Origin of the sequence: Nocardia exalbida NBRC 100660 (genome assembly GCF_000308575.1) — a bacterium.
In the GTDB taxonomy this organism is placed as follows: domain Bacteria; phylum Actinomycetota; class Actinomycetes; order Mycobacteriales; family Mycobacteriaceae; genus Nocardia; species Nocardia exalbida.
This window is the reverse complement of the sequence record NZ_BAFZ01000116.1, coordinates 35844-61789: the sequence shown is the minus strand read 5'-3', so window position 1 is coordinate 61789 and position 25946 is coordinate 35844. Positions and strand designations below refer to the sequence as shown.

Genomic DNA, 25946 nt, shown 5'->3' with positions numbered 1-25946 from the left:
CATGCCGATCGACGAAACCATCGCCAGGTACAGCGATCTCGCGTTCAAGACGGCGATCGTGGTGTACGCGCTGGTGCTGGTACTGCTGATCTGGCAGTACGCGACGGCGCGCAGCCGCCAGGTCAGCGAGCGTGAACTGGTGACCGTGGGCGGCGGATCGACACCGCAGGGCCCCGGCCGGGTCGTCGAGCCCGCGCGGCGGCCGCTGTCGGAGCGGCTCGGCAACATGGCGTTCTCGGTGCTGATGGTCGCCATCGTGCTGCACGTCGGCGCGATCGTGTTGCGCGGCTTCGCGACCAACCGCTTCCCGCTGGGCAACATGTACGAGTTCGTCACCATGGCGACGGCCGCCGCCGTGCTGGTCGGGGTGGTACTGCTGCGCGAGCAGCGCTACCGCGCGATGTGGGCGTTCCTGCTCGTCCCGGTATTGATCCTGCTGTTCCTCGCGGGCACGGTGCTCTACGCCGACGCCGCGCCCGTGGTGCCCGCGTTGAAGTCGTTCTGGCTGCCGGTGCACGTCACCATCGTGAGCGTGGGCAGTGGCGTGTTCCTGTTCGCGGGCGTGGCGAGCATGCTGTTCCTCTACCGCCTGCGCCAACCGGAGGGCCAGGAGTCCGACAACGTCCTCGGCGTCATCGCCCGCCGCCTGCCCGACGCCCGCACCCTGGACCGCCTGGCCTACAAGGCCACCATCATCGGTTTCCCGCTGTTCGGCGCCGGTGTCATCCTGGGCGCCATTTGGGCCGAGGCCGCCTGGGGCCGCTTCTGGGGCTGGGACCCGAAGGAAACCTGCTCCTTCATCGCCTGGGTCCTCTACGCCGCCTACCTGCACGCCCGCGCCACCTCCGGCTGGCGCGACACCAAGGCCGCCTGGATCAACATCGCCGCCTTCGTCGCGATGCTGTTCAATCTGTTCATCATCAACATGGTGATCAGCGGGCTGCACTCCTACGCTGGGCTGAACTGAGGCTTGACCCGCGCTTCCTGCGCTCGGTGGCGGACTCGTCCGGTACGCCGCGATCGCCACCGTCCGCGCTTACGGTCTGGACATCGGCCATGCGCAGCTTCCGGACGGGGTTCACCCGCTTCGCACCGCCAACTACATTCTCGCGGCCGAGTGGACCCACCGGGACCCGGACGGCGTCGAGTTCGACTTTCCGTTCCCGATCAGCATTCCGTGGGCCGAACTCGAATACTGAGGAGATCGGCTCGCACATTGATGCGGCTCGCCAGTGTGCGCAGCCGCATGCCGGCACCGCGATCGGTCACAGGGCCGCTGCGCCGATGATGCGGGCGTGCGGCCGGTGCGGGCCGGGGTTGTGGTCGGGTTTCCTGCCGGGGTTCAGGTTGGTCTGTCCGCCGGGTGCCGGATTCGCCTGCGGGCCGCACGCCGGATCGGGCCAGGAACAGCTCGCCAGGTTCTGGTCCTGACCGGCTTGGGCGACACCGGCCGTCACCAGGCCCATCCCGAGCAGGGCGGGTGCGGCGGCGATCGCGAGAGCGCGGGCGAGCCGATGGGTGCGGCGGGTCGAGCGCTGGTTTCGCATCATGTGGTGTGCTCCTCGGTGTTCGTGTGGCGGGGCGGTCCCGCTGTCGTGATGACGCTGTCCAGCCTCATGGACACGGGAATGCGCCGAAAGGACACCAAGGGTGCACGGCCACCCACCCCTTGCGGTAAGCCGATTCCCCCGAGGTGGGCTTCCGTTCCGTCATCCGGCGGTAGGGGTCATCGACGATCCGCGATAGTTGAAAACGCAGCTTCACCAGGCTCGATGCCTCGGGCGTTTCGCGCACACGTGCCACCGAACGATTTGCGTTGGTGGTGGAGATCGCGCTCGGCGATCATCTTCTGGTGCGGAGGAACTCGGAGCCGGCCGGGAAACGTCGAGTACCGGAATTGGACGCAGCAGCAGGCGATTTGAGGCTCAGACCTCGGCAGATGTCCTCTGCCGATATCGATCTCGTGCGGGAAGCGGCGGATGACGAGCTCATTCCGCTGATCACCACGGTGCCGTCGGTCTACACCGCCGAGGTTCTCGCCGCCCGTGCAGGTTGCGAGGGCATTGCCGGGACCGCGGTGGCGAGCTGTGGGAGGCAATCGGGATCACTGAACGCCGCGACCTGTACCGGTGCGTACCCGGAATGGTCATTTCCCGGAATACTGTAATTTTTATTGGCGTCTTTGTGCCGGAACGATCTGGAGGAAAACATTTTCAGAGTTTGTGGCCGAATTGCGCGGGATTGCCTTCGGTTCGCGATGCGCGCAAAGCTTCGGTCGGCAATGCGCTGAATATCCCACAGTGGAACCGATAACGCTACGAGTCCATCGTCCTACGAGACACGAGACTTCGCATGTCTGTTAACTGACCGTGCGAGCGTCTACGGGAATGCCCGCGTTACGGCAGCCGGGGTGGGTCTAGAGCCGCGCGACGCAGACGACGAAATGCCGTTGCTGGTAGACGATTCCGCTGTCGGCCGAGCCGCAGGCGTTGACGTCGACGGTGTTCTGCTTGATGTCGATCACCCGGACCGCGCCGGGGGCGGGGGCCGCGCAATCCAGTCGCTTGGGATTGCCGGGGGTCAGTTCCATGCAGCCGCCGACTACCCAGTCGATGTCCAGGCACAGCGCGGCCTGTGCCGCCCCGTGCAGGGTTTCGTTGTAGGTGTGGTCGGCGTCGGTGGGGCACGCGGCGTTCGCGGGCGCCTTCTCGATGACCTTGTAGACGGAGTTAGGGCTGCCACAAGCGGTTTTGTCGATCCCGCCTGCGCCGCCGAGCTGCACGCAGTCGCCGATGCTCACCTGCAGGCTGGTGGCGCTCTTGTTCGACGCGCCACGCATCGCCGAGGTGGTCGGCAGTGGCTCGGTGGTGGTCGGCAGTTCCTCGGTCGTCGGCGGAGGTGTCGATGTGGTTGGTGCGGTGGCGGTCTGGGCGGCTGCGGCCGGCTCCTCGGCGGGGCCGGACATCGATAGCGCGGCGACGACCACGAGGGTGGCCGCCAGTCCGGTCCCGACCATGAAGGCGGCCAGGGTGATACCGGCGCGGACACGTTGGCGCGACACGTACGTCCTCCAGAGCTGTGAACCCTTCGACCCACCTAGCGACTCGAAGTTGTGAATCTTGCGGATTGAAGACCACGCCATGCTTACACTACGCGGCACGTCCGCGTCGAGTTTTGCTTCCCAGGCATAGTGATCCGCCCCGAAATTCACCTGGGTGCGCGCATCCGAAGCCATAGTGATCACAATCGGATAACGAACCGCTCGATCGTGTGTGCCGACCGCCAGATCTGGAAACAAGTCACGGGCGCTGTACAGTCACACGCCATCCGGCCTCCGGAGCCGGTGTCTCGGTGAGAAGGAATTCCAGAATGAAGTTCGGCACTATTGCCGCCATTACGCTCGGTGCGGTTGCCGCAGTGGGCATCACGGCGGGGGCCGCGAACGCGCAACCCGTAGAACCGGATCGAGAGATCACGACAGCAGGTGTCGAGCAGGGGGTGGACTATCGCACCACGGTCTCGCGCGAGACCGGGGCCATCAGCACCGCCGTCGAGCACGGCACCTTCGCGGTGGTCGATGACGGCACCAAGATCAAGCTGACCTCCGATACCGGAGCCGTGGTCGCCGAAGTGCCGCTGACCTTCCAGGTTTCCGGCAGCAAGCTCTCGGTGGCGCACGAAATCTCCGACAGCGGACGGCGTCTCGCGCTCACCCCGAAGGCGGATGCCAAGGAGATCGGCGAGATGCAGCCGATCAGCTCGATGAACCGGCTCATCGCCGAACTGAACCAGAACGTCGTCGGCGTGGTCGGCGGCGCGCTGCTCGGCGGACTGCTCGGGGCCCTGATCGGCCTGGGCTTCTTCAGCATCATCACCGGCCCGATCGGCTTGGTCGTCGGCGCGATCGCGGGCGGAGCCATCCAGGGCGGGCAGCCGTTCATGGACGCGCTGATGGCGGTCGTCAACGGCGAACCCTGATCGGTACCCGCGGATCGGGTGTGGCAGGCGCACCGCAGCGCGCCTGCCACACCCGGACCGGGGTGTCGATCGCCGTGGTGTCCGGCGAGGGAGAGGGAGTTCCCCCGGCGGACGGCCACGGTTGATACGCGGAACAAAGAGAACGCGCGAACGCCGGATATCCCTGGACGCGTGCTATCGCGCGGGTACTGCGAACGATCAGCGCTCGGCGGAACCGGACTCGCCGTCGCGGTGCTGGCGAGATAGTCGCCAGAGGAACTCCGGGTCGTCGTCGGGTCCGATGACGCGCTTGCGCTGTGGTGAACGGGTCTGCGGGGCAATGGGTCCAGTCCGCTCGGGGCCGAACGCCTTCCAGCACAACACCGCTATTGCCACCACCGCGATGAGTGCCAACAGGTACGTCACGTCGCTCACCTCCTGATTACGAGGGTAGTCGCGGAGGTGACTCCCGCACACCGCAGACGCAGAAAATGGTCTACGGGCGAGCGCGGACCCGAGCACGACGGGCCCGCGTGCCCTGCGATCAGCGTGCGGTCGCCTCGGTGGTCAGCGACTTGAGCAGCTGGAGTACTTCCGATTCGCGAAACCGGCGATGTCCGCCCGGTGTGCGCAACGACCCGAGGCGCCCGGCGTGGGCCCAGCGCGTCACGGTCTTGGGGTCGACGTGGAACAGGGCAGCAACCTGGCCCGGAGTCAGCAGGGTGTCCTGGCCGCCGACGGTGATCGCAGTCATAGCAAACCTCTCCGTTCTCGACAGTTCCCTCATCAGATGGCGCCATCGTCGCACTGAAACCCCTAGGTACTCGAACCACCTACAGTTGGTAAAGGGGAGGTAATAGACAAATCGGATGTGCGCCCCACCCCCGGCATTGGGCGTGCACCGGGGGCGGGCAACAGCTTCGCATAGGCTGAGGGATGTGCGTGACGCAACTCCACCAAAAGGTGCTTCCGGACAGCAAACGGCTGGCGCAGGTCGTCGGCTGGCCCGCAATCTGGCCCTGTACACCGTCGCCAGGTTGGGTCTCGTGGTAGTGCTGACCGCGGTGATCGTGCTGGCCGCGCGACTGGTGTCGGTGGACATTCCGTTGGTGGTCGCGGCCCTGTTCGCGCTCATCATCGCGATGCCGCTGTCGCTGGCCCTGTTCAAGCGGCTGCGGGCCAAGGTCAACGAGGACATCGCCGTGGTCGACGAGCGCAGGCGCCGCGACAAGGCCGAGCTACGGGCGCGGTTGCGCGGCGACGAACCGCCCACCCCGCCGGAGTCGGGGACGTCTTCGTGAAGTCCTGCGATCACACCGCGCCGCGCGACTGGGTCGACAACGCGGTGCGGTTGATCGATGCCGACTCCCAGCGCAGCGCGGATACCCACTTGCTGCGCTACCCGCTACCCGCCGGGTGGAACGTCCAGCTCTACCTCAAGGACGAGTCCACGCACATCACCGGCAGCCTCAAGCACCGCCTGGCCCGCTCGCTGTTCCTGTACGCCATCTGCAACGGCTGGGTCACCGAGGGGACGACCGTGGTGGAGGCGTCCTCCGGTTCGACCGCGGTCAGCGAGGCGTACTTCGCGAACCTACTCGGCTTGGACTTCGTGGCGGTGATGCCCGCGAGCACCTCCCCGCAGAAGATCGCGCTGATCGAGGCGCAGGGCGGTCGCTGCCATTTCGTGCGGCGCCCGCCGGACATGTACACCGAGGCGGCGCGGCTGGCGGCCGAATGCGGCGGTCACTACATGGACCAGTTCACCCACGCCGAGCGCGCCACCGACTGGCGCGGCAACAACAACATCGCCGAGTCGATCTTCCAGCAGATGGCGTTGGAGGCCGATCCGGTGCCGGAATGGATCGTGGTCGGCGCGGGCACGGGCGGCACCAGCGCCACGATCGGCCGCTACATCCGGTATCGCAGGCATGCGACGAAGCTGGCCGTGGTCGATCCGGAGAACTCCGCTTTCTACGGCGGTTACGAGACGCGGGACGCGGGCTATCAGACCGGCATGTCCTCGCGGATCGAAGGCATCGGCCGCCCACGGGTGGAGCCCTCGTTCGTCGGCCAAGTGGTGGACCGCATGTTCGAGGTGCCCGACGCGGCGTCCATAGCGGCGGCCAGGTTCGCCAGCGCGCGGCTGGGCCGCCGGGTCGGCGGATCGACCGGGACCAACCTGTGGGGCGTGTTCGCCCTGATCGCCGAGATGCTCGCCGACGGGCGCGGCGGCAGCGTCGTCACCCTGCTGTGTGACGGCGGGGACCGCTATGCCGGAACGTATTTCGACGATGCGTGGGTCGCGGCCCAAGGGCTGGATCTCGCCGAGCCCACCGCGGTCCTGGAGAAGTTCGTGGCGACCGGAATCTGGGACGCCTGATCGGTTCAGGCCTCGCCTGAGCGCGAAGCCTTCTTGTTCGCCGAGCGTGGAATCGGGCTCTGCCATGCCTTCGCGTGTCAATTTTTGTTGACATCGCGCGCAAGCGTCAATAAAAATTGACGACATGACAGAAGCAACCACCCTGGCGGCCGCCGCGGGCAGCCCCGATCCCAAGGTCGGGCTGCGCGCGGTGCTCGCGCTACGCAGGCTGCTCGAACGTCTCGAAGCGATCCAGGTGGCCAACGCCCGCGCCCAGGGCTGGTCCTGGCAGGCGATCGCGGAAGCGCTCGAGGTGAGCAAGCAGGCGGTCCATCAGAAATACAACCGGAAAGGCAGGAGCCGCTGATGTTCGAACGGTTCAGCAGGTCGGCGCGCACGGCGATCGTCGTCGCCCAGGAGGACGCGCGCGAACTCCGCGCGTCGAATATCGAGGTCGAACACGTGTTGCTCGGATTGCTCGGCCAAGCCGAGCCGGAGTTGGCAGCGTTGCTCGCGGAGGCGGGACTCACGCGCGACGGCGTGCGCCGCGCGCTGGCCGAGCAGGGCAACGGGGTTCCCCTCGGACCCGAGGACGCCGAGGCACTGCGGTCCATCGGCATCGATCTGGACGCCGTCCGGGAGTCACTGGAGGCGCATTTCGGTGAGGACGCGCTCGACCGCGCCGCGCCGGATCCGCGACGTGGGTCGTTCCCGTGGGGTCGCGGCGGGTACTACGGGCACATCCCGTTCACCAGGGAAGCGAAGAAAGTGCTCGAGCTATCCCTGCGGGAGGCGCTCGGCCGCAAGGACAAGAGCATCGAATCCGGGCACATGCTGCTCGGCATCCTGCGTGCCCCCAACGAGACGACGGTGCGCCTGTTCGGCGGGCCCACCGTGATCAAGGAGTTGCGCCCCAAGGTGCACGCCCTGCTCGACCGTGCCGCCTGAGCCCGCGGACATGCGCAGGCGGAGTTCATGTCTTCCAGCGGCGCATGTCCGCACCCTGGGCCTAGCATTGGGCCATGCAGCTCGTGATTCGGTTGATCATCAACGCGGTGGCCATCTGGCTGGCCGCCTTTTGGGTCGACAAGATCGACATCCTCGCTCCCGAAGGCGGCAACGGCGCCAAGATCGCGGTCGTCCTCGCGGTGGCCGCGGTGTTCACGGTGGTGAACGCGCTGGTCAAGCCGATCGTGAAGTTGCTGTCACTGCCACTGGTGATCGTGACGCTCGGCCTGTTCCTGCTCGTGATCAACGCGTTCATGCTGTGGCTGACCGCCGAGATCACCGAAGCGTTCACCGATTACGGCCTGCGCGTCGAAGGTTTCTGGGCCGCGGTGATCGGCGGCATCATCGTCTCGATCGTGAACTGGGTGCTGGGCATCCTGGTGCCGGACGAGGACTAGTCCGCCACGCCGCTCGTGCGGAACTCGTCACCGGGCCGCGTCGGTCGGCACGCGCGCTAGCCCAGCCCGACCGCGAGCGCGGTGACCGCCGACCAGACCAGCAGGGCCAGTCCGGAATCCCGCAGCGCGGGAATCAGTTCCAGGCCGCCCTTGCCGCCGCGCACCGGCGCGTTGGCGCGCACCGCGAGCGGGATCGCGATCAAGCCGGCCAGTGCCCACGGTGTGCGGGCGACCAGCGCCAACGTCACGAGGAACGGCACGGCGAGCAATGCGAGGTGCAGCGTGCGGGTGCGCGGGTCGCCGAGTTTCACCGCGAGCGTGACCTTCCCGGACTCGGTGTCGGTGGGAATGTCGCGCAGGTTGTTCGCGACGAGCACGGCGCTGGAGAACGCGCCCACCGCGACCGCGAGCAGCGCGCCCACCCAGTCGATCCGGTCCGCCTGCACGAACTGGGTGCCGAGCACCGCGACCAGGCCGAAGAAGACGAACACCGCCACTTCGCCGAATCCGCTGTAGCCGTACGGGTTGCTGCCACCGGTGTAGTACCAAGCCCCGGCCAGGCAGGCCGCGCCGATGAGCAGCAGCCACCACGCGCTGGTGAACACCAGCACCAAGCCGAAGACGGCGCCGATGACCAGGCTGACGATCGCGGCCGTCTTCACCGCGCCTGGCGAGGCCAGTTTCTGCCCGACCAGGCGCAACGGGCCGACCCGGATGTCGTCGGTGCCGCGGACGCCGTCGGAGTAGTCGTTGGCGTAGTTCACGCCGATGATCAGCGCCAGGGAAACGAGCAGCGCGAGAATCGCTTTCCACCACACCGCACCGTCGACGGACGCGGCGGCTCCGGTTCCGGCGAGCACCGGGGCGATCGCGTTCGGCAGGGTGCGGGGTCGCGCGCCCTCGATCCATTGCGCTGCAGTAGCCATGTCCGCAGCATAATGGGCGCATTCGGACACGGTCCGCCCTCAGCTCGCGCGCGGCGATCAAGCCGTTTCGGTCGTCGCCGCCTGCTGCAACCGCGCGAGCCCCTTTTCGAAGTCCCGGCCGACGAATTTGTCCATCGGGATGAACTTGCCGATGACGCCCATCAGGCCGGTCTGCCTGCCGGTCATCCGCCAAGTCACTTCGGTGCCTGTCTCGACCGGGTCCAGAATGAAGGTCACCATGTTGGTCGCCTTCATCGGCTTCAGGAAATCCAGGCGAACGCCGATCTCGCGGTCGGCGCTGCCGATGATCTCCATGCTGCCCGCGCCGGCCTTGCGGTTGCCGCTCCAGGCGTAGCGCGCGCCGACACCGGAGTCCGCGCCGGAATAACTGCGCTGCAGCTGCGGGTCGAGGTCCTCCCACGGCGACCACTCGACCCACTTGTGGAAATCGTTGATCAGCCTGTGCACACGCGCGGGCTCGGCCGTGACCACGGCCGATCGGACCACCTCGAACTCAGCCATGGGGGTCAGACTATGCCACCGACCGCTCACAGTCCCGGCAAAGAAATCGTGTCGGCCCCGTGGGGTCGGCTCGCCTACGATGACCGCGGGATGTTTCCGGAGCGCAGCGGCCCGCACGGCCACAGTCGAGCAGTGACGACGCCCGCAGGCGAATCGGTCGTGGTGGCCCTGCTGGGCGAGGTCGCGCTGCGCCGGGACGGCCTGCTGACGCCGCTGCCAGGCGCGCGATCCCGGCTGCTGCTCACCGCCCTCGCGCTGCGACCCGGCCGCAGCCGCGGCGCGCACGCCCTGATCGAGGATGTCTGGGGCGAACAGCCGCCGCGGTCGCCGATGAACGCGCTGCACACCCAGGTCTCCCGGCTGCGCTCGGCGCTGCCGGAGGGCGCGCTGGAAATCGGCCCGGCGGGCTACCGGTTGACGCTCGCCGCCGAACAGGTCGATTTGTCCTCGGTAGGCGAGCGCGTCACGCGGGCGCGCGAGCTGCACGCCGCGGGTGACCTTTCCGGATGCCTGGCGCAGATCGCGGACGCGCGGGCGCTGTGGCGCGGGGATCCCGGCGCCGACCTGCCACGGGGTGACCTCGCCGACGAGCTACGCCACGCGGCCGGGCGGCGAAGCGCCGAACTCGATGAGCTCGAACTCGCCGCACGCGAGGGCGGCGGCGACATCGACGGCGCCTTGGACCTCGCTCGGCTACGCGCCGCCGCGGACCCGTTGGACGAGCCCGCGCAGCTGACCCTGATGCGTCTGCTCGCCGCCTCGGGACGGAGCAACGAGGCGCTGGAATCGTTCGCGGCGTTCCGTTCGCGATTGGCCGACCAGCTCGGCGCCGATCCCGGACCGGCGCTTTCCGCGGCGCACACGGCGATCTTGCGCGGAGAGCCGATCGGGCCCACCGCGCCGCCGCGTGCCCCGACGCCGATAACGAGCGCGGGATACCGACCAGGGTTCCCGGCTACTTCCACGCCCTCGGCCGAAGCGGCCCCGGAACCGCCGCCCGCCGCGATGGGGCTGCGCGCCGCCCCCAACGCGCTGCTCGGCCGGACGGACGACCTCGCCGCGCTCACCGATCTGCTGGACGACTCCAGGGTGGTGACCGTGCTCGGCCCGGGCGGCGCGGGCAAGACCAGGGTCGCGAACGAGCTCGGTGCGCGGGTGGCGCACACCCGCCCGGTGGCACTGGTGGAACTGGCCTCGGTGCGTGCCGAAGGAGGCGACGCCAGGGTCGAGATCGAGGCGGCGATCGCCGCGGTGCTCGGGCTCAGCGAGGTCACCTTCGACACGGCGACGCTGCGCTCCGGGCAGACGGTCGATCTGCGCAGGCGGTTGCGCGACGCGGTGTCGGCGCGCTCGATGCTGCTGATCCTGGACAACTGCGAGCATCTGGTCGACGCGGTCGCCGTGGTGGTCGCCGACCTGATCGGCGTCGCGCCACGGCTGACCGTGCTCACCACGAGCCGATCGCCGCTGACGATCACCGCGGAGACCGTGTATCCGTTGCCGCCGCTGACCATCGATCCGGCGGGCTCACCCGCCACGGAGCTGTTCGCCGCCCGCGCCAGGGCCGTGCGCCCGGCGGTCCGGCTCGACCCCGAGATCGTCGCCCAGCTCTGCCACACACTCGACGGGCTGCCGCTGGCCATCGAACTGGCCGCCGCCCGCGTCCGGACGATGAGCGTCGAGGAGATCAACGAGCGATTGGCCGATCGGTTCGCGCTGCTGCGCCACGGCGACCGCAGTTCGCCCGAACGGCATCGCACGCTGCACGCGGTGATCGACTGGAGCTGGAACCTGCTCGATACCGAACAGCAGGCGACACTGCGCCGGTTGTGCCGCTTTCCGGCCGGTTTCACGCTCTCGGCCGCGGAGGCGGTCGCGGGTGGAGCCGACGTGACCGATGTCGCCGCGGCCGTCGACGGTCTGGTCAACCAATCGCTGCTCACCGTGCTGGACGACGAGTTGCTCGGCACCCGCTATCGCATGCTGGAGACGGTGCGGGAATTCGGTGAAGAGCGGCTGACCGCCACGGCGGGGGAGCCGGAGGCGGTCGACACTCGGATGATGCGGTGGGCCAAGGACTACGCCGACGACGCGGCGAGCCGGTATATGACCGGCGATCAGGTTCACCTCGCCCTCTCCGTGGCGGCGGAGCTGGACAACTTGCTCGCCGCGCTGCGTTGTGGCATCGAACGACGGGACGCGGCGACGGCCTACACGGTGTTCCCGGTCGTCGCCACGCTGTGGGTGATCCGCGGATCGCACATGGAAGTGATCGCCTGGGCCCAGCGGGTCATCGAACTGGAGCCGGCCGATTTCGGCCGGGAAGGTCCGCGTCCGGACCTCGTGCTCGTCACCTACCAGATGACGTTCCTGCATCTCGCTTACACCAACGGCAGCGCCAGGGAGATCGCCGTGCTGCGCCTGCGCGTGCGCCGATTGCTTCGTCGCTCCGTCGAACTCAGCGAGAACAACCGATTCATCGCCCGGGTGGTGCTCACCAGGGCCGACACACGCGGACTCAGCAGGCTGCTCGCGGAGGCGGCGCGATCGGCCGATCCGGAAACCCGGGGCACGGCGCTGCTGTTGCGGGCCAACATGCGCGAGAACCAAGGTGACGTGCGCGGCTCCACCATCGACGCGATCAACGCGCTGGATGTCCTCGGGCGCGAGAACGTCTGGAGCGTGGCCATGGTGAGCAGGCACCTCGGACAGGTCTGTGGACAGATCGCCCAGTACGCCGAATCGGTGACCTATTACCGCCGCTCGCTCGACTTGCTGCAGCGGCTCGGCGCCTACGAGGACACGGTGGAGATCCGCAGCCTGCTGGTGGCTTCGCTGGTAGGTGCCGGCGATCTGGAGCAGGCCCGGCGGGAACTCGACCTCGCGCTGGGGACGCCCGACCTGGACACCTCGTCTCTCGGACAGAATCGGCTGCTGTCCACGGTGATGCAGAGTTCCGCGGAAGTGGCGTTCGCGATGGGTGACATCGCAGGCGGTTTCGCGCGCTACGAGCGGGCACTGGAGCTGTTCGGCTGGCCGGACCAGGCGCTCGGTCCCGGGCCCGGCGCCCTGATGCTCGCCGCGGCGGCGCTCGCCGCGCAGGTACTCCACGGCGGCGTCGGCTCGAGCGCGGTCCTGGCCGCACAGCTGGCCGAACTCACCGTGCCGATGATGACCCAGTACCGGGACCTGCCGCAGATCGGCGGCGTCGCCTGCGCGGTCGGGTCGTATCTCATCGCCGTCGACCGCGAGGCCGGCACGGGTCTGGACTTGCTGATGCTGGCGCCGAACGTCTTCTGCCGTCAGGATTTCCCCTCCATGCGCTGGCAACGGCACCTGGACGCGGCAGTCGCGAAGCTCGGTGCCGACCAGGTCGCGCAAGCCAGCCGCCGCCTCGGCCACCTGCGCCGCAGTGAATCCGCCGACCGCATCTTGCGAATGCTGCACAGCCTGAGCGCCACCCACTGACGGTCTTCGCTCACGTCATTCGTTCTTCGCCGACGCTCCGGCGTGCGCGAGGGATTCCGGTGTCGTACGAAATACGCCGAAAGCAGGCCGGGTAACAGTCGTCACCCGGCCTGCTCGTGTGTGGAGAGGGCTCACGCCCGCCGCATGTACGCCTTGACCGTCAGCGGTGCGAAGATCGCGATGACGACCAGCGCGCCGATCAACGACCACGCCAGGTCGCCGCCGAAACCGGCGCCGTTCATCAATCCGCGGCACGCGTTCACCATGTAGTACACGGGGTTCACGTGATTGAGCCCCTGCATCCAACCCGGCATCGTGCTCACCATGGCGAAGGCACCGGACATGAAGGTCAGCGGGAACATGATCATCATCGAGATGCCCTGCACGCCCGCGGCGCTCTTGCCGGTGACCCCGACCAGCGCCCAGATCCAGCTGATCGCGAACGAGCAGACCACGATCACCAGACCCGCCGCGACCACGCCGAGCACACCGCCCTCCGGGCGATAGCCGATGGCGACGCCGACGACGATGGTGAGCACGGTCGCGATGACGTAGCGCACCATGTCGGCCAGCAGCGCGCCCGCCAGCGCCGAGATGCGGGCGATGGGCAGGGACTTGAACCGGTCGAAGACGCCCTTGTCCATGTCCTCACGCAACTGGGTGCCGGTGACCACCGAGGTGAGCACCACGGTCTGCACCAGGATGCCGGGGATCAGGACCGGCAGATAGTCGTGCACGCTGCCGCCGATGGCGCCGCCGAAGATGTAGGCGAACAAGGCGGTGAACAGGATCGGCTGGATCGTCACGTCGAACAGCTGCTCGGGCTTGTGCTTGATCTTCAGCAGGCCGCGGTAGGCCATGGTGAACGAATTCGATACCGCCTGGCCCAGCGGAACGTGGTTGCTGACTTCGGGAATCTTCGTCGGCGCGGCATGGCGCGCCGCGGTCGTGGTGATGGTGGTCATGCTGGGTTCCTTATCGGCGTGCGCGGGCGCTTCGTGGTCGCGCAGGCTGCCGCCTGCGGGCCGGGCGTTCACGCCGCGCTCTTCTCGGACTCGTCGGTGCTGTCGTCGGCGGGGTGGCCGGTGATGGTGAGGAAGACCTCGTCCAGGCTCGGCTTGGTCACGGTGATCTCGTCGACGCCGATCTCCCGCTCGCGCAGGCGGATCAGCAGATCGGCGGTGACGCCCGCGTCGGTCAGCGGCGCGGTGAGCCGCCCGGCCTCCGGGGTGATCTGCGCTTCGACGCCGAGGAAATCGCCGATGATGTGGCGTGCCTCATCGAGTCTGCCGCGATCGACCAGGGTCAGGTGCAGGCTGGAGCCGCCCACGGAGGCCTTCAGTTCGTCGGCCGTGCCGTCGGCGATCACCTTGCCGTGGTCGATCACCGCGATCCGGTCGGCCAGCTGATCTGCCTCGTCCAGATACTGGGTGGTGAGCAGCACCGTCGCGCCTTCGCGGACGAGGCGGCGGATGGTCTCCCACATCTGGGCGCGGGTGCGCGGGTCGAGGCCGGTCGTCGGTTCGTCGAGGAACAGCAGCGGCGGCGTCGCGATCAGGCTGGCCGCCAGATCGAGCCTGCGCCGCATGCCGCCGGAGAAGTTCCGCAGCGGCTTGTTCGCCGCCTCGGTGAGATCGAACTCCTCCAGCAGGTCGGCCGCTTTGCGCCGGGCGTCGATGCTGCTGAGCCCGAGCAGGCGGGAGAAGACGATCAGGTTCTCGGTGGCGGTCAGGTCCTCGTCGACGGAGGCGTACTGGCCGGTGACGCCGATGAGCGAGCGGACCGCCGTCGGCTCGGCCACCACGTCGTGGCCGAAGATGCGGCCGCGGCCGCCGTCCGGTCGCAGCAGGGTCGCGAGCATGCGGATGGTCGTGGTCTTGCCTGCGCCGTTCGGACCGAGCACGCCGTACACCGAGCCCTGCGGCACCGCCAGGCTCACCCCATCGACGGCACGCTGTTCCCCGAACACCTTGACCAGGCCGTCCGCCTCGACGGCGAGCGCTGAAGTTGGTGCGAAAGAAGTCATGTGGACAACTGTGGACACCGAGACTTGCACGGCTCTTGCACGGCGCTGTCGCATTGGGCTGTGTTGGTTTTTCCAGCGCCTGCGGCGCTGGGTGTTCGCGGCCCCTTTGTGGCTCGCGTTTGCGCGACCGCCGCTTGCTCCTTCGTCGCCTACGCGACGGCCGCGCAAACGCGAGCCGGGCCGCGAACGGGCGCATGCTCGGTCTCGCTTCGCTCGAAACCGGGAGTTGGGGTGTGTTGGGAGCGTGGGATGGTGGCGGCCTGATTCGGGGTACGCGGTCGCCGGTGGCGCGACTCGGCGCGCTGTGCCGCGGGCGCTGCCCCGCTGTCGCTAGTGGGTCGAGTCGGCCAAGAGGTATTCGCGGACTGCGGCGCGGTCGGGCTTCCCGGGGCCGCGGAGGGGGAACTCGTCGAGAACGGCGAGTTCGCGGGGAGCGGCGATGGAGTCCAGTTCGTCGGCGACGTATTCGCGCAGTTCCGCCAGGTCGGGGGTGGCGCCCGGGGCCGGGATCACGGCGACGGCGACGCGCTGGCCGAGGCGTTCGTCCGGCAGGCCGACGACGACCACCTCGCTGATCGTGGGGTGGTTGATCAGCACGGCCTCGACCACCTGCGGGATCACCAGCAGGCCGCCGGTGGTGATCGCCTCGTCGAGCCGTCCGGTGATGCTCAGCAGGCCGTTGTCGAAGGTGCCCGCGTCCTCGGTGCGGAACCAGCCCGGTTCGGCGAAGGCGGGATGGTCGGGCTGATTGCGGTAGCCCGTGGCGATCATGGCGCCGCCAAGCACCACCCGGCCGTCTTCGATCCGGACCTTCGTGCCCTCCAGCGGCACGCCGTCGTATACGCAGCCGCCGCAGGTCTCGCTCATGCCATAAGTGCGCACCACGGTGATGCCCGCGGCTCTCGCGCGTTCGTAGACCGGCAGCGGGGTGGCCGCGCCGCCCACCAGCACGCCGTCGAGTTCGGCCAGCGCGGTGGTGGCCACCGGCGATTCGAGCGCCTTGATCAGCTGGGTCGGGACCAGGGATGTGTAGCGCCGTTCACCGCGCATACCCGTGATCGCGCCGGCCAGCGCCTCGGGCAGGAATCCGCCGGACACGTCCAGCACGGTGGGTTCGGTTCCCGCCAGGATGCTGCGCAGCAGCACCTGGATACCGGCGATGTGATGGGTGGGCAAGGCCAGCAACCAGTTGCCGGGACCGCCGAGCCGGTCGTGTGTGGCGGTGCCGCTCGCGCGCAGGGCCGCCGAACTCAGCATCGCGCCCTTCGGCACACCCGTGGTGCCGGAGGTGGTCACCACCAGAGCGACTTCCTCGTCGATCGGCTCGCCGGGGGAGAGGGCGTCACTCAGGCGTCTCGACTCGCGTCGATCGCTGTTGGGAACGGGCAGCCACGCGGCCCCGCTACCTTCCAGCGCCGCGCGCAGATGGGGCATGACATCGCCGAGACCGGACCCGGTGGGCATCGGCAAGGTGCGCAGTGTCTTACTCATGCCGTGCCTCGCCGCTCGCCAGGCCCGGTCGTGCCCAGAGCCGCTGTCCCCATGGCTCGCTCGCTGCACTCCCTCACGGTAGGGATCGTGTCATGCCCGCGTAACCGCGTGCGGAACGGGTCGGTATGCCGGAGTGGCGCACCCGCGGCGCGGTCACCCGGTCGGATCGGGGCTCAAGTACGACAGACATCGAGACTGCGATTCACTCGGTCGGACGGGACACGGACACAGCCGGCCCGGACGTCGGCGGTCGGGTGGCCGTCCGAGCGTTATCGTCCTCGCCGGTTCTCGCGTTGGCAACTCGGTGGCGCCCGCCGAACCACCGATCCGAGCCGTTGCTACGACGGCGACCAGCGGGAATCCCGCCTGATCGGATGCGACGGCGGGACCTCCACCAGGACGATCGGCACGCCGTCGGGATCGCGCACCCACATCTCGTGCAAGCCCCACGGCTCCTCGACCGGTGCGCGGTCGATCGCGATGCCCTTCAGCGCCAGTTCCACGGCGGCGGCGGACACGTCGCGCACCTGGAGCCAGATGGCGCCCTCGAACGACGACGATTCCCCCGACCCGCCGTGCGCGGCCACCTCGATCAGCGACTGGCCCGCGAAGAAGACGGTGCCGCCCGGATATTCCCGCGCGATGGCCAGCTCCAGGCCGTCGCGGTAGAACGCGAGCGTGGCCTGGTAATCGGCGGGCCGCAGGATGATCCGGCTGCTGAGGATGTCCATGTCAGAAGTACCAGGGGTAGGGCGACCAGTCCGGCTCGCGTTTCTGCAGGAACGCGTCGCGGCCTTCCACGGCTTCGTCGGTCATGTAGGCCATCCTGGTCGCCTCGCCCGCGAAGAGTTGCTGGCCGACCAGACCGTCGTCCAGCAAATTGAACGCGTACTTCAGCATGCGCTGCGCCTGCGGGGATTTGCCGTTGATGTCGGCGGTCCACTCCAGTGCGACGTCCTCCAGTTCGGCGTGGTCGACGACTTTGTTCACCGCGCCCATCTGGTGCATTTCCTCGGCGGTGTAGGGGCGGCCGAGGAAGAAGATCTCGCGGGCGAACTTCTGGCCGACCATCTTGGCCAGGTAGGCGCTGCCGTAGCCGCCGTCGAAGCTGCCCACGTCGGCGTCGGTCTGCTTGAAGCGGGCGTGCTCGCGACTGGCCAGGGTGAGGTCGCAGACCACGTGCAGGCTGTGACCACCGCCCGCGGCCCACCCGTTCACCAGGGCGATCACCACCTTCGGCATGAAACGGATCAACCGCTGCACCTCCAGGATGTGCAGGCGGCCCGCGCGGGCCTGGTCGACCGTGTCCGCGGTGTCACCGCTGGCGTACTGGTATCCGCTGCGGCCGCGGATGCGCTGGTCGCCGCCGGAGCAGAACGCCCAGCCGCCGTCCTTGGGGCTGGGGCCGTTGCCGGTGAGCAGCACCGCGCCGACATCCGAAGTCATCCGCGCGTGGTCGAGTGCCCGGAAGAGTTCGTCGACCGTGTGCGGGCGGAACGCATTGCGCACCTCCGGCCGGTCGAACGCCACACGCACGGTGCCCTGCTCGATGTGCCGGTGATAGGTGATGTCGGTCAGGTTCTCGAATCCCGGAACGGGACGCCACAGCTTCGGATTGAACGTCACCCGGGCAATGCTAGGTCGCGCTGCGCCCGAAAGTCGTGAGCGGGCAGCGGGATCTCGATTTGACGGTGTAAAAATACGCGTTACCGTGCAAGTTATGAGCGAGCAAGTGAAACCGGTTATCGACCGGAGCGCGGTGGACGGGTCCCGGTACGAGAAGCACGGCGGATTTCCGAAGGTCACCCCCGCGCGGGTCGGACCGAACTTCGGCGGATTCGTGGAAGCCATGCGGACATTGCAGGATCTCGCCGTGTCCGTGGACGCGCCCGACGACGTGTTCGGGGCCGCGCAGGCCAAAGCCTGCGAGCTGATCGATCTGCTGGAGCCCTACCGCGCGCCCGAGTTGCAGGGACCGGCGGGCCGCGCCGTCGAACTGCCGGGACGGGGAAGCCTTCTGCTGCTGCCGTGGCAGGTGGTCGAGGCGGGGCCGGACGGCATCGAGATGACGGGTGTGTTCCGCCGTTTCCATCTCGGCGGCAACGGCGCCGCGCACGGCGGTGTGCTGCCGCTGCTGTTCGACGATCTGCTCGGCATGATCGTGCACTACGCCGGACGGCCGATCAGCCGCACCGCGTACCTTCATGTGAACTACCGCAAGATCACTCCGCTGGAAACACAACTGACGGTTCGCGGACGGGTCGACCGGATCGAAGGGCGCAAAACTTTCATCGCGGCCGAATTGCTCGATGAGCAGGGCGATCTGCTCGCAGACTGCGAAGGTCTGATGGTTGAGTTGCTGCCGTGGCAGCCGTAGCCGGGTGAATGCTGGCGCGGGTGCGTATAGTTGCCCTCGCTCGTTCATCGATACCGATCCGGAGGAACCTGAAAGTGGTTGCAGCACTGTCTGAATCCCTGCTCGACGACGCGAAGCGCCCGGCTTTCCTTGCCGATGCCGTCGAGGTTCTCGATGCCGAGGTCTCGGACAAGGGTGGTGCGTCCGGCCTGGCTGTGAAGGGTGGCTACGCGGCGGTCAAGAAGATCAGCCCGTCCATCGTGCCCGATGCGCTGGAGTCGTTGGCGCCCAAGTTCGTCGCGCAGCTGGAGCCGTTCTGGCAGGAGTACACGGCGTCGGGCTCCGGCAAGTTCGCCGATCTGCTCGTCGCCAAGTCGGACGAGGTCGCCGAGGCGTTGCTCGCCGTCACCGACGCTCGGGCCGAATCCTCCACTCGCCCGGCCCTGAAGAAGGTCTACTCCTCGATGCGTTCCTCGGCGAAGAAGAACGTCATCGAGGCGCTGCCGCGCTTGGGCGACCTGATCCAGAAGCACGCTCAGTAGGTTTTTCCAGCGCCTGCGGCGCTGGGTGTTCGCGGCCCCTTCATGGCTCGCGTCCGAGCAACCACCGCTTGCGACTTCGTCGCGTACGCGGCGGCCACTCGGACGCGAGCCGGGCTGTGTTGGTTTTGCCGCGACTTCGTCGCGGCGTGTTCGCGGCCCCCTCTTGGCTCGCGTCCGAGCGACCACCGCTTGCGACTTCGTCGCGTACGCGGCGGCCACTCGGACGCGAGCCGGGCCGCGAACGGCGCATGCTCGGTCTCGCTTCGCTCGAAACCGGGAGCTGAGCGGTGTGGTCGAGTGAGTAGGCAGGGCCGCGATTTGAGCCCTGCCCTGCAACGGTCGTGTCCGAGTGGTGACCGCTGGCCCTGCTGGTTGCGGACCTAGTCGGGGTTCGGACGGTTTGGACGTGAGCTGGGTGGTGTGCGCCTGCGAGGCCGCAGTGTTGCGGGTCCCTCCTTGGAATGCGACTGAGCACCTATCGATAGCGGCCTCCCTGCGGCATGCTCGGACGCCAGCCGGGCCACGCGGGCTCCTCGGGAGCGAACCACCCCTGCGTCCCGGAGGCAGTGTCCGAGGACACAGTGTGATTGCGAGCCTCCCGGCGGCGACTTCTAGTTGACTGTCTGCCAGTCTGGAGACGTGAACCCGTCAACAGCACAAGCGCAGGTCGTCGTCGACGAACTCGTGCGCGGGGGCGTGCGGGATGTCGTCCTGTGCCCCGGCTCCCGGAACGCTCCGCTGGCCTTCGCCCTCCAGGCTGCCGACGCGGTGGGGCGGCTGCGGCTGCACATGCGGATCGACGAGCGAACGGCGGGCTTTCTGGCCGTCGGGCTCGCGATCGCGAGCGGGCACCCGGTCCCGGTCGTGATGACCTCGGGTACCGCGGTGGCCAACCTCGGGCCCGCCGTGCTGGAGGCGAATTACGCCCGCGTACCGCTGGTGGTGCTCAGCGCCAACCGGCCCTACGAACTGCTCGGCTCCGGAGCCAACCAGACCGTCGAACAGCTCGGCCTGTTCGGCAGCCAGGTCCGCGCCACCATCTCGCTCGGGCTGGCGGAGGAGGAGGCCGGGGACGCCGAGCACCCGCCCTACGGCCAGCAGAACAGCCAGTGGCGTTCGGCGGTGTGCCGGGTGCTGGCGGCGGCGCGCGGCACCCGCTCCGGCAACGCGGGCCCGGTGCACTTCGATGTCCCGCTGCGTGAGCCGCTGGTCCCCGACCTGGCGCCGGGTGAGTCGGCTCCTACGGGTCGCGCGGGCGAGTGCGCCTGGACCGAGACCCAGTACGCCACCCTGGACGTGCCGCTCGATCTCGACCTCACACCGGACACGGTGGTGATCTCCGGACACGGCGCCGGGTTGCGCCCGGAGCTGGCGGATCTGCCGACCGTCGCCGAGCCCACCGCCCCCATGCACGGGCCCGCGCTGCATCCGCTGGTGCTGTCGCTGCTGCGGCCGAAGCAGGCGATCATCACCGGCCGCCCGACCCTGCACCGGCAGGTCTCGAAGGTGCTCGCCGATCCGGACGTCCGGGTCTACGCGCTCACCACGGGTCCGCGCTGGCCGGACGTGTCCGGCAACGTGGTCGGTACCGGCACGCGCGCCGTCATCAGCGGAGCCCCCAGCGCGCGATGGCTGGAGCACTGTCGTGAACTGAACGCGAAAGCCGACCAGGTGGTGCGCGCCGAACTCGCGCGGCACCCGAAGCCCACCGGGCTGCACGTCGCCGCGGTCGTGATGGACGCGCTGCGGGACGGCGACCAACTGCTGCTCGGCGCCTCGAACCCGGTGCGGGACGCCGCGCTGGTGTCGCATCCGCGGCCGGGGATCAAGGTGCTGTCGAATCGCGGCGTGGCGGGGATCGACGGCACGGTGTCCACCGCGGTGGGCGCCGCCCTGCACCACGAGGGGCGCACCATCGCGCTGATCGGTGACCTGACCTTCCTGCACGACGCGTCCGGTCTGCTCATCGGCCCCGGCGAACCGCGACCGGCCGACTTGACCATCGTGGTGGCCAACGACGACGGCGGCGGCATCTTCGAGCTGCTCGAGCAGGGCGACCCGCAGTACGCGGGCGTGTTCGAACGGGTCTTCGGCACCCCGCACGGCATGGATCTCGCCGCCTTGTGCGCCGCCTACCGCATCCCGCACCGGCAGGTGGACCCGCAACAGCTGGCCGTCGAGCTGACCGGGCACGCCCATGGCATGCGGGTGCTCGAGGTGGCTACCGAGCGGTCCAGCCTGCGCGAACTGCACGCGACGGTGCGGGCGAAGATCCAGCCCTGAGCCCTGAGGTCAGAAGCCGAATTCCTCCTCGGGATCGTCGTCCATCGGAACCACGATGGACTGCTCGAGCACGTCCGCCGGATTCGCCTCCAGGACGTCGCGCTCGGGAATCGCCCGTCCGGCGGCATCGTCTTGCTCCGGCAGGTCGTCGGCGACCACCGGCTCCTCCGGATATGCCGGGACGGACTGCTCGGCGAGATCCGCCTCCGGGACCGCGTCGGCAAGGGGATCTGACATCGTGCGCTCCTCTCCGCGTAGGCGTCTCGATGGGCATACCCGTCGCGGGATGCCGCAATCGAGGCGGACGATCGACTCCGACTGCATCGAGGATGCCCGTGGCCGGGACGGACGGCAAGCGTTTTCGCCTCAGCGTTGTCGCTCTTCGTCGGCCCGCGCCGCCGCGGCATCGGCGGGGTGCTCGACCAGTGCGAGCGTGCGCCCGGCCATGAACCGCGCGGTCCGCACCGCCGTCCCCGATCGCGTCACTTCGCTGACTTCGACCACGCCACGCGCGATCCTGACCTCGACGCGCCGCCCCGCCCGGGTAGCCGCGATCTCGTAACTGCGAGATCCGTCGCCGACGTCGACGACGATCTCCACCCGATCACCCTTCATCTACCAACTATCCGCTTTTCCAGCGCATTTCGCCGCTACGAGTGCGTAACGGCGGTACCTCGCGCGCCGGTCGAGACGGCCCGGTCGCGCGGTCACCGAGCGGGCCGGCGCGGTCCGATTCCCAGCCTGCGTGCCGCCCGGCCCATGAGGCGAGACATTCCGGCCGGAAAGGAATCCGGTTCGGGAACCGTCACCGGGCGGATCCGGCCATTGTGGATCGCGGTTATCCGCCAGCCCTCGGAGGTACGTACCAGCACCAGCGTCTGGCGCGATCGCCTGCGCTCGGGCAGCCGCGAGCGCCACGGCATCAATACCGACGCCGTGCCGTGCAGGATCGCCACGTCCGGGGTGACGAAGCGAATCGACTCCAGGTCGCCGACCAGTGCGGAGCCTGCCAGCACGCCTCGGAAGAGCTTGTCGTGATTGCGCTGGTGCTCCGATCGGCCGATCGCGCGAGTGCCGTCATAGGACACATAGTCGGAGTCGGCGGTGAAGTGGTGGGCGTAGGCCTCGGCGTCGTTGTCGGTCCAGGCCTGCATGAGGTCGCGGAACAGCGTGCGGATCTCGGCGTCGTCGATTTCGGTGTCGTGCATGGCAGCGTCCTTGTGCGTGCTATTATTTCGATGAACGAAAGATACGATAGCAGAAAGTTTCGAATGTCGAAAGAAACTCTTATCGGTGCCATCGGCACGCAGTTGCGACTGCTCCAGCAGAGCTTCGACGTCTTCGACGAGGCGGTGGCCGCGCACCTGGGCATGAACCGCACCGATCTTCGCTGCCTAGATGTGGTGCTCGGCCGTGGCCCGCTGCCCGCGGGTGAGTTGAGTGCGGCGGTGCGACTCAGCCCCGCGGCCACCACCGCGGTGATCGATCGACTGGAGCGGGCGGGATTCGTCACACGCGGTCAGGATCCGGCCAATCGGCGCCGTGTGCTGGTAGCCGCCACTGCCGCCGCGCACGACGTGGCGGAGCGGATCTTCGAGCCGGTCGGCAGGGAGGGTGCGCGCGCTCTCGGTCGCTACGACCCCGACCAGCTCTCGCTGATTCTCGACTTCCTGCACACGGCCCTGGATGTGCATCGCGCGCAGACCGACCGCATCACTTCGCAGAGCTGACCGGAGCGCTACCTCCCGACTTCGCGTTCTTTCGGACCGATGAGTTCGGCCCGGCTGGGCCGTCTGCATGGGTGAACCTGTCCCCAGCTCAGGAGATTCGATGAATCCGGAATTCGATTTCGAACCCGCCGCTGTCGCTCTGTCGTCCGTGGTCGGCCGCATCACCGACGACCAGCTCGCCGCGCCGACGCCGTGCGCCGACACCACGGTGCGTGATCTGCTCGCGCACGTGCTCGATCTGACCGAGGCGTTTCGTCAAGCGGCCACCAAGGAGGCCGTCGGTGGCTCGGTCGCGCCGCCTCCGCCGGTGGATCGCGCCTTGCCGGAGGATTGGCGCGAGCGCGTTCCGGCCCAGCTCGATGCCCTGGTGGCAGCGTGGCGGGAGCCCGTGGCCTGGGATGGCGTGACCGAGGCGGGCGGCGTGAGCGAACCGGCCACGGTGATGGCCAGGATCGCCCTGGACGAGGTGGTGGTGCACGGCTGGGATCTCGCGAAGGCCACGGGGCAGCCCTTCGCCTGCGACGACGGGCACTTGGCGATCCTGCTGGACATGCTGCGTGAAACCCCGGCCGAAGGGGTGCCCGGTCTGTTCGGGCCGGTGGTGCCGGTCGCACCCGATGCGCCGGCCTTGACGCGAACGCTCGCTTACACCGGCCGCCGCGCCGACTGGACCGCGGACGTCAGGGGAGCGGTGCTCGGCTAGCCGCGCGGCGGATCGGGGAGTACGAAAGTGCCCGCGCGCACGGCATCGACCGCGGCGTGCGCGGCGGTATCCGCGGCGGCGTCGTCGATCGGGTCGCCGCTGGCGAGCAGCCGGTAGTAGAGCGGGGCCGACACCGCGGACAGCACCGCGCGTGCGTCGGTGCGCTCCGGCGCTTCGCCGCGCGCGACGGCGGCCGCTACGCACGCCGACCACTCGGTGAGCCGCACGTCGTAGAAGCGGCGCAGCGCGGCCGCGGCGGACTCGTCGCAGGTGGCGGCGGCGATCACGGCGCGGAAGAGTTTGCCTTGGCGGGGGTCGGACAGCGTTTTCGCGACCAGGCGGGCGTTGGCGGTGAGATCTCCGAGCAGCGAGCCGGTGTCGGCGTGTGGCAGCGACTGCTCGGCCATGTCGGTCAGCAGGTCGGCGATCAGGCCGGTGGGCGTGCGCCAGCGGCGGTAGACGGTGGTCTTGCCGACCTCGGCGCGCGCCGCGACCTCGGCGAGGTCGAGGTGGGCGAACCCGTGTTCGGCCAGTAGGTCGCCCGCCGCGCGCAGGACGGCGGCGCGGACCCGCGCGGTCCGCCCACCGGGTCGAACCGATCCGGGCGTGGTCTCTTCCGGCTCCATAACGGCACTCCAGTTTCATTTATCGGCGAACGGGTGTACCGTCCGAAGGGTTAACGGAACTATAGACCCTTTAGGAGGGCTGTCCAGTGAACATTCGGATGGTCGACACGCAGATGGAGTACCGGCGGCTCGGCGCATCAGGTCTGCACGTCCCGGCCTTGAGCTTCGGCGCGGGAACTTTCGGCGGCCGGGGTGAACTGTTCGGCGCGTGGGGCGACACCGATGCCGAACAGGCGCGGCGACTGGTCGACATCAGCTTGGACGCGGGTGTGAACATGTTCGACACCGCCGACGTCTACTCCGACGGCGCCTCGGAGGAGGTGCTGGGCGCCGCCGTCCGGGGCAGGCGTGATCGGGTGCTGCTGTCCACCAAGGCGACGCTGCCGACCGGCCCCGGCCCGGCGGACGCCGGTTCCGGCCGGGCCAGGCTGATCGGTGCGGTGGAGGCGTCGCTGCGCAGGCTGGGCACGGACTACATCGATCTGTTCCAGCTGCATGCCTTCGACTCGGGCACGCCGGTGGAGGAAGTCGTCGCGGCCCTGGACGATCTGGTGCGCGCGGGCAAGATCCGCTACGTCGGCGCGTCGAACTTCGCGGGCTGGCAGCTGATGAAATCCCTTGCCGCGGCGGATCGCAACGGACTGACCAGGTACGTCGCGCACCAGGTCTACTACTCGCTGGTCGGGCGGGACTACGAGTGGGAGCTCATGCCGCTCGGCCGCGACCAAGGTGTCGGCGCGGTGGTCTGGAGTCCACTCGGCTGGGGCAGGCTCACCGGCAAGATCCGTCGCGGCCAACCGCTTCCGGAAGGCAGCCGCCTGCACCGGACCGCCGAGGCCGGTCCGCCGGTGGACGAGGAGAAGCTCTACGACGTGGTCGACGTCCTCGACGAGCTGGCCGCCGAAACCGGCAAGACGGTGCCGCAGATCGCCCTCAACTGGTTGCTGCGCCGCCCCACCGTCGCCACCGTCATCGTCGGCGCCCGCAACGAGGAGCAGCTACGCCAGAACCTCGGCGCGATCGGCTGGGAACTCGACGCCGACCAGATCGCCCGCCTGGACAAAGCGAGCGCCACCACCCCGCCCTACCCCTACTACCCGTACTACCGCCTCCCCGACTTCACCCGCCTGAACCCACCCGCGGTGTGAGCCGCGGCCGTCAATCCGCTCGGGTCGGCGTCGCGGTGAAGCCGAACTTTCCGATGGTGATCACGGCCGGACCGCCCACGCGGTCCAGGTCGTACATCGCCTCCCCGAGGTGGGTGGACATCAAGTCCATCCACCACTCCCAAGGGGATTCGGGTCTGCCACGCAGGGCATCCTCCGCGATCTTGCGGTAGTACTCGTGCAGTGTGTCCGGCGTGAAGCGCATGGCGACCGGAGGAGTCAGCGCCGCGCCATCGCGTTCGACAATGTACGGAATGCCGTCCCTCATGCGAGTTTCGAGCCCTTCCCAGTTCGCGGCTCGAACGATGGAGTCCGTCAGCTCTTCGTAGGTCGGCTCATGCACGGCAAGCCTTTCCTCCCAAGTAAGCGGTGATGATCGTTC

31 protein-coding genes are annotated in these 25946 nt (G+C 68.6%); 15 read left to right on the top strand and 16 right to left on the bottom strand.

What is annotated here, in order from left to right:
* Nucleotide 1: 1 nt before the first annotated feature.
* Nucleotides 2–967, top strand: coding sequence for a c-type cytochrome biogenesis protein CcsB (gene ccsB / locus ON29_RS26175; protein WP_040870365.1), 966 nt, complete (start codon nucleotides 2–4; stop codon nucleotides 965–967).
* A gap of 298 nt (nucleotides 968–1265) precedes the next feature.
* Here the strand turns inward: ccsB and ON29_RS26170 are convergent, their stop codons facing one another.
* The gene (locus ON29_RS26170) at nucleotides 1266–1550 is read right to left on the bottom strand and encodes a hypothetical protein (protein ID WP_040870364.1); all 285 of its coding nucleotides are present in this window, start codon (nucleotides 1548–1550) and stop codon (nucleotides 1266–1268) included.
* Nucleotides 1551–1819: 269 nt separating this feature from the next.
* Between ON29_RS26170 and ON29_RS26165 the strand changes: the two genes are divergently transcribed.
* Nucleotides 1820–2167, top strand: a complete 348-nt coding sequence (locus ON29_RS26165; protein ID WP_157172904.1) for a hypothetical protein — start codon at nucleotides 1820–1822, stop codon at nucleotides 2165–2167.
* Nucleotides 2168–2416: 249 nt separating this feature from the next.
* Here the strand turns inward: ON29_RS26165 and lppU are convergent, their stop codons facing one another.
* The gene (gene lppU / locus ON29_RS26160; protein ID WP_051175594.1) at nucleotides 2417–3061 is read right to left on the bottom strand and encodes an LppU family putative lipoprotein; all 645 of its coding nucleotides are present in this window, start codon (nucleotides 3059–3061) and stop codon (nucleotides 2417–2419) included.
* 308 nt (nucleotides 3062–3369) lie between these two features.
* On the opposite strand from lppU, the gene ON29_RS26155 reads away from it, so the two are divergent.
* Nucleotides 3370–3978 (top strand): DUF8020 domain-containing protein, encoded by a 609-nt coding sequence (locus ON29_RS26155; protein WP_040870361.1) that lies wholly within the window; start codon nucleotides 3370–3372, stop codon nucleotides 3976–3978.
* Nucleotides 3979–4176: 198 nt separating this feature from the next.
* On the opposite strand, the gene ON29_RS26150 is transcribed toward ON29_RS26155, so the two are convergent.
* Both ON29_RS26150 and ON29_RS26145 read right to left on the bottom strand, forming a co-directional pair.
* Nucleotides 4177–4383, bottom strand: a complete 207-nt coding sequence (locus ON29_RS26150) for a hypothetical protein (RefSeq protein WP_040870462.1) — start codon at nucleotides 4381–4383, stop codon at nucleotides 4177–4179.
* A 118-nt stretch (nucleotides 4384–4501) separates the two neighbouring features.
* Nucleotides 4502–4711 (bottom strand): BldC family transcriptional regulator, encoded by a 210-nt coding sequence (locus ON29_RS26145; protein ID WP_040783886.1) that lies wholly within the window; start codon nucleotides 4709–4711, stop codon nucleotides 4502–4504.
* A gap of 184 nt (nucleotides 4712–4895) precedes the next feature.
* On the opposite strand from ON29_RS26145, the gene ON29_RS26140 reads away from it, so the two are divergent.
* The 5 genes from ON29_RS26140 (at nucleotide 4896) to ON29_RS26120 (ending at nucleotide 7725) form a co-directional block, all read left to right on the top strand.
* Entirely contained in the window at nucleotides 4896–5258 is a 363-nt protein-coding gene (locus tag ON29_RS26140; RefSeq protein ID WP_062968238.1) for a DUF4229 domain-containing protein, read from the top strand.
* A complete protein-coding gene (gene cds1, locus ON29_RS26135) occupies nucleotides 5255–6340 on the top strand; it encodes an L-cysteine desulfhydrase Cds1 (protein WP_040870360.1) in 1086 nt (361 codons plus the stop codon). The genes ON29_RS26140 and cds1 overlap by 4 nt, the downstream gene beginning before the upstream one ends.
* Before the next feature lie 124 nt (nucleotides 6341–6464).
* A complete protein-coding gene (locus tag ON29_RS26130; protein ID WP_040870358.1) occupies nucleotides 6465–6686 on the top strand; it encodes a helix-turn-helix domain-containing protein in 222 nt (73 codons plus the stop codon).
* The gene (locus ON29_RS26125) at nucleotides 6686–7267 is read left to right on the top strand and encodes a Clp protease N-terminal domain-containing protein (RefSeq protein WP_040870357.1); all 582 of its coding nucleotides are present in this window, start codon (nucleotides 6686–6688) and stop codon (nucleotides 7265–7267) included. The genes ON29_RS26130 and ON29_RS26125 overlap by 1 nt, the downstream gene beginning before the upstream one ends.
* Before the next feature lie 74 nt (nucleotides 7268–7341).
* A complete protein-coding gene (locus ON29_RS26120; protein WP_040870356.1) occupies nucleotides 7342–7725 on the top strand; it encodes a phage holin family protein in 384 nt (127 codons plus the stop codon).
* A 56-nt stretch (nucleotides 7726–7781) separates the two neighbouring features.
* Here ON29_RS26120 and ON29_RS26115 read toward each other — a convergent pair whose 3' ends face one another.
* Both ON29_RS26115 and ON29_RS26110 read right to left on the bottom strand, forming a co-directional pair.
* A complete protein-coding gene (locus ON29_RS26115) occupies nucleotides 7782–8651 on the bottom strand; it encodes a 1,4-dihydroxy-2-naphthoate polyprenyltransferase (protein WP_040870354.1) in 870 nt (289 codons plus the stop codon).
* Nucleotides 8652–8708: 57 nt separating this feature from the next.
* The gene (locus ON29_RS26110; RefSeq protein ID WP_040870352.1) at nucleotides 8709–9173 is read right to left on the bottom strand and encodes an SRPBCC family protein; all 465 of its coding nucleotides are present in this window, start codon (nucleotides 9171–9173) and stop codon (nucleotides 8709–8711) included.
* Between the two features lie 132 nt (nucleotides 9174–9305).
* Here ON29_RS26110 and ON29_RS26105 point away from each other — a divergent pair, with 132 nt between their 5' ends.
* On the top strand, nucleotides 9306–12641 hold the full coding sequence (locus ON29_RS26105) for an AfsR/SARP family transcriptional regulator (protein WP_040870458.1): 3336 nt from the start codon (nucleotides 9306–9308) through the stop codon (nucleotides 12639–12641).
* Between the two features lie 131 nt (nucleotides 12642–12772).
* Here the strand turns inward: ON29_RS26105 and ON29_RS26100 are convergent, their stop codons facing one another.
* From ON29_RS26100 to ON29_RS26080, 5 genes are all read right to left on the bottom strand, one after another.
* The gene (locus ON29_RS26100; RefSeq protein WP_040870457.1) at nucleotides 12773–13606 is read right to left on the bottom strand and encodes an ABC transporter permease; all 834 of its coding nucleotides are present in this window, start codon (nucleotides 13604–13606) and stop codon (nucleotides 12773–12775) included.
* A 68-nt stretch (nucleotides 13607–13674) separates the two neighbouring features.
* Complete coding sequence (locus ON29_RS26095) at nucleotides 13675–14667, bottom strand: daunorubicin resistance protein DrrA family ABC transporter ATP-binding protein (protein ID WP_040870350.1); 993 nt, start codon at nucleotides 14665–14667, stop codon at nucleotides 13675–13677.
* Between the two features lie 330 nt (nucleotides 14668–14997).
* The gene (menE, locus tag ON29_RS26090; RefSeq protein ID WP_040870349.1) at nucleotides 14998–16158 is read right to left on the bottom strand and encodes an o-succinylbenzoate--CoA ligase; all 1161 of its coding nucleotides are present in this window, start codon (nucleotides 16156–16158) and stop codon (nucleotides 14998–15000) included.
* 338 nt (nucleotides 16159–16496) lie between these two features.
* The gene (locus ON29_RS26085) at nucleotides 16497–16889 is read right to left on the bottom strand and encodes a VOC family protein (RefSeq protein ID WP_040870348.1); all 393 of its coding nucleotides are present in this window, start codon (nucleotides 16887–16889) and stop codon (nucleotides 16497–16499) included.
* Nucleotide 16890: 1 nt separating this feature from the next.
* Nucleotides 16891–17784 carry a 1,4-dihydroxy-2-naphthoyl-CoA synthase gene (locus ON29_RS26080; protein WP_040870346.1) on the bottom strand — a complete coding sequence of 298 codons (894 nt, stop codon included), beginning with the start codon at nucleotides 17782–17784 and terminating at the stop codon, nucleotides 16891–16893.
* A 94-nt stretch (nucleotides 17785–17878) separates the two neighbouring features.
* Between ON29_RS26080 and ON29_RS26075 the strand changes: the two genes are divergently transcribed.
* The 3 genes from ON29_RS26075 (at nucleotide 17879) to menD (ending at nucleotide 21339) form a co-directional block, all read left to right on the top strand.
* Nucleotides 17879–18535 (top strand): PaaI family thioesterase, encoded by a 657-nt coding sequence (locus tag ON29_RS26075; protein WP_040870345.1) that lies wholly within the window; start codon nucleotides 17879–17881, stop codon nucleotides 18533–18535.
* Nucleotides 18536–18609: 74 nt separating this feature from the next.
* Complete coding sequence (locus ON29_RS26070; RefSeq protein ID WP_040870344.1) at nucleotides 18610–19056, top strand: DUF6918 family protein; 447 nt, start codon at nucleotides 18610–18612, stop codon at nucleotides 19054–19056.
* A 639-nt stretch (nucleotides 19057–19695) separates the two neighbouring features.
* A complete protein-coding gene (menD, locus tag ON29_RS26065) occupies nucleotides 19696–21339 on the top strand; it encodes a 2-succinyl-5-enolpyruvyl-6-hydroxy-3-cyclohexene-1-carboxylic-acid synthase (RefSeq protein ID WP_040870343.1) in 1644 nt (547 codons plus the stop codon).
* 9 nt (nucleotides 21340–21348) lie between these two features.
* Here the strand turns inward: menD and ON29_RS26060 are convergent, their stop codons facing one another.
* The 3 genes from ON29_RS26060 to ON29_RS26050 form a co-directional block, all read right to left on the bottom strand.
* On the bottom strand, nucleotides 21349–21576 hold the full coding sequence (locus ON29_RS26060) for an Rv3202a family protein (RefSeq protein ID WP_040870342.1): 228 nt from the start codon (nucleotides 21574–21576) through the stop codon (nucleotides 21349–21351).
* A gap of 129 nt (nucleotides 21577–21705) precedes the next feature.
* Nucleotides 21706–21954 (bottom strand): DUF8836 family protein, encoded by a 249-nt coding sequence (locus ON29_RS26055; protein WP_040870341.1) that lies wholly within the window; start codon nucleotides 21952–21954, stop codon nucleotides 21706–21708.
* Between the two features lie 92 nt (nucleotides 21955–22046).
* Complete coding sequence (locus tag ON29_RS26050; protein ID WP_040870340.1) at nucleotides 22047–22547, bottom strand: SgcJ/EcaC family oxidoreductase; 501 nt, start codon at nucleotides 22545–22547, stop codon at nucleotides 22047–22049.
* Nucleotides 22548–22610: 63 nt separating this feature from the next.
* On the opposite strand from ON29_RS26050, the gene ON29_RS26045 reads away from it, so the two are divergent.
* Both ON29_RS26045 and ON29_RS26040 read left to right on the top strand, forming a co-directional pair.
* On the top strand, nucleotides 22611–23069 hold the full coding sequence (locus ON29_RS26045) for a MarR family winged helix-turn-helix transcriptional regulator (protein WP_040870339.1): 459 nt from the start codon (nucleotides 22611–22613) through the stop codon (nucleotides 23067–23069).
* A 100-nt stretch (nucleotides 23070–23169) separates the two neighbouring features.
* The gene (locus ON29_RS26040; protein ID WP_040870456.1) at nucleotides 23170–23772 is read left to right on the top strand and encodes a TIGR03086 family metal-binding protein; all 603 of its coding nucleotides are present in this window, start codon (nucleotides 23170–23172) and stop codon (nucleotides 23770–23772) included.
* Here the strand turns inward: ON29_RS26040 and ON29_RS26035 are convergent.
* A complete protein-coding gene (locus tag ON29_RS26035) occupies nucleotides 23769–24398 on the bottom strand; it encodes a TetR/AcrR family transcriptional regulator (protein WP_040870337.1) in 630 nt (209 codons plus the stop codon). The genes ON29_RS26040 and ON29_RS26035 overlap by 4 nt on opposite strands.
* Before the next feature lie 113 nt (nucleotides 24399–24511).
* On the opposite strand from ON29_RS26035, the gene ON29_RS26030 reads away from it, so the two are divergent.
* Nucleotides 24512–25546, top strand: a complete 1035-nt coding sequence (locus ON29_RS26030; protein ID WP_040870455.1) for an aldo/keto reductase — start codon at nucleotides 24512–24514, stop codon at nucleotides 25544–25546.
* Nucleotides 25547–25556: 10 nt separating this feature from the next.
* Here the strand turns inward: ON29_RS26030 and ON29_RS26025 are convergent, their stop codons facing one another.
* Complete coding sequence (locus tag ON29_RS26025) at nucleotides 25557–25907, bottom strand: hypothetical protein (RefSeq protein WP_040870335.1); 351 nt, start codon at nucleotides 25905–25907, stop codon at nucleotides 25557–25559.
* Nucleotides 25908–25946: the final 39 nt, after the last annotated feature.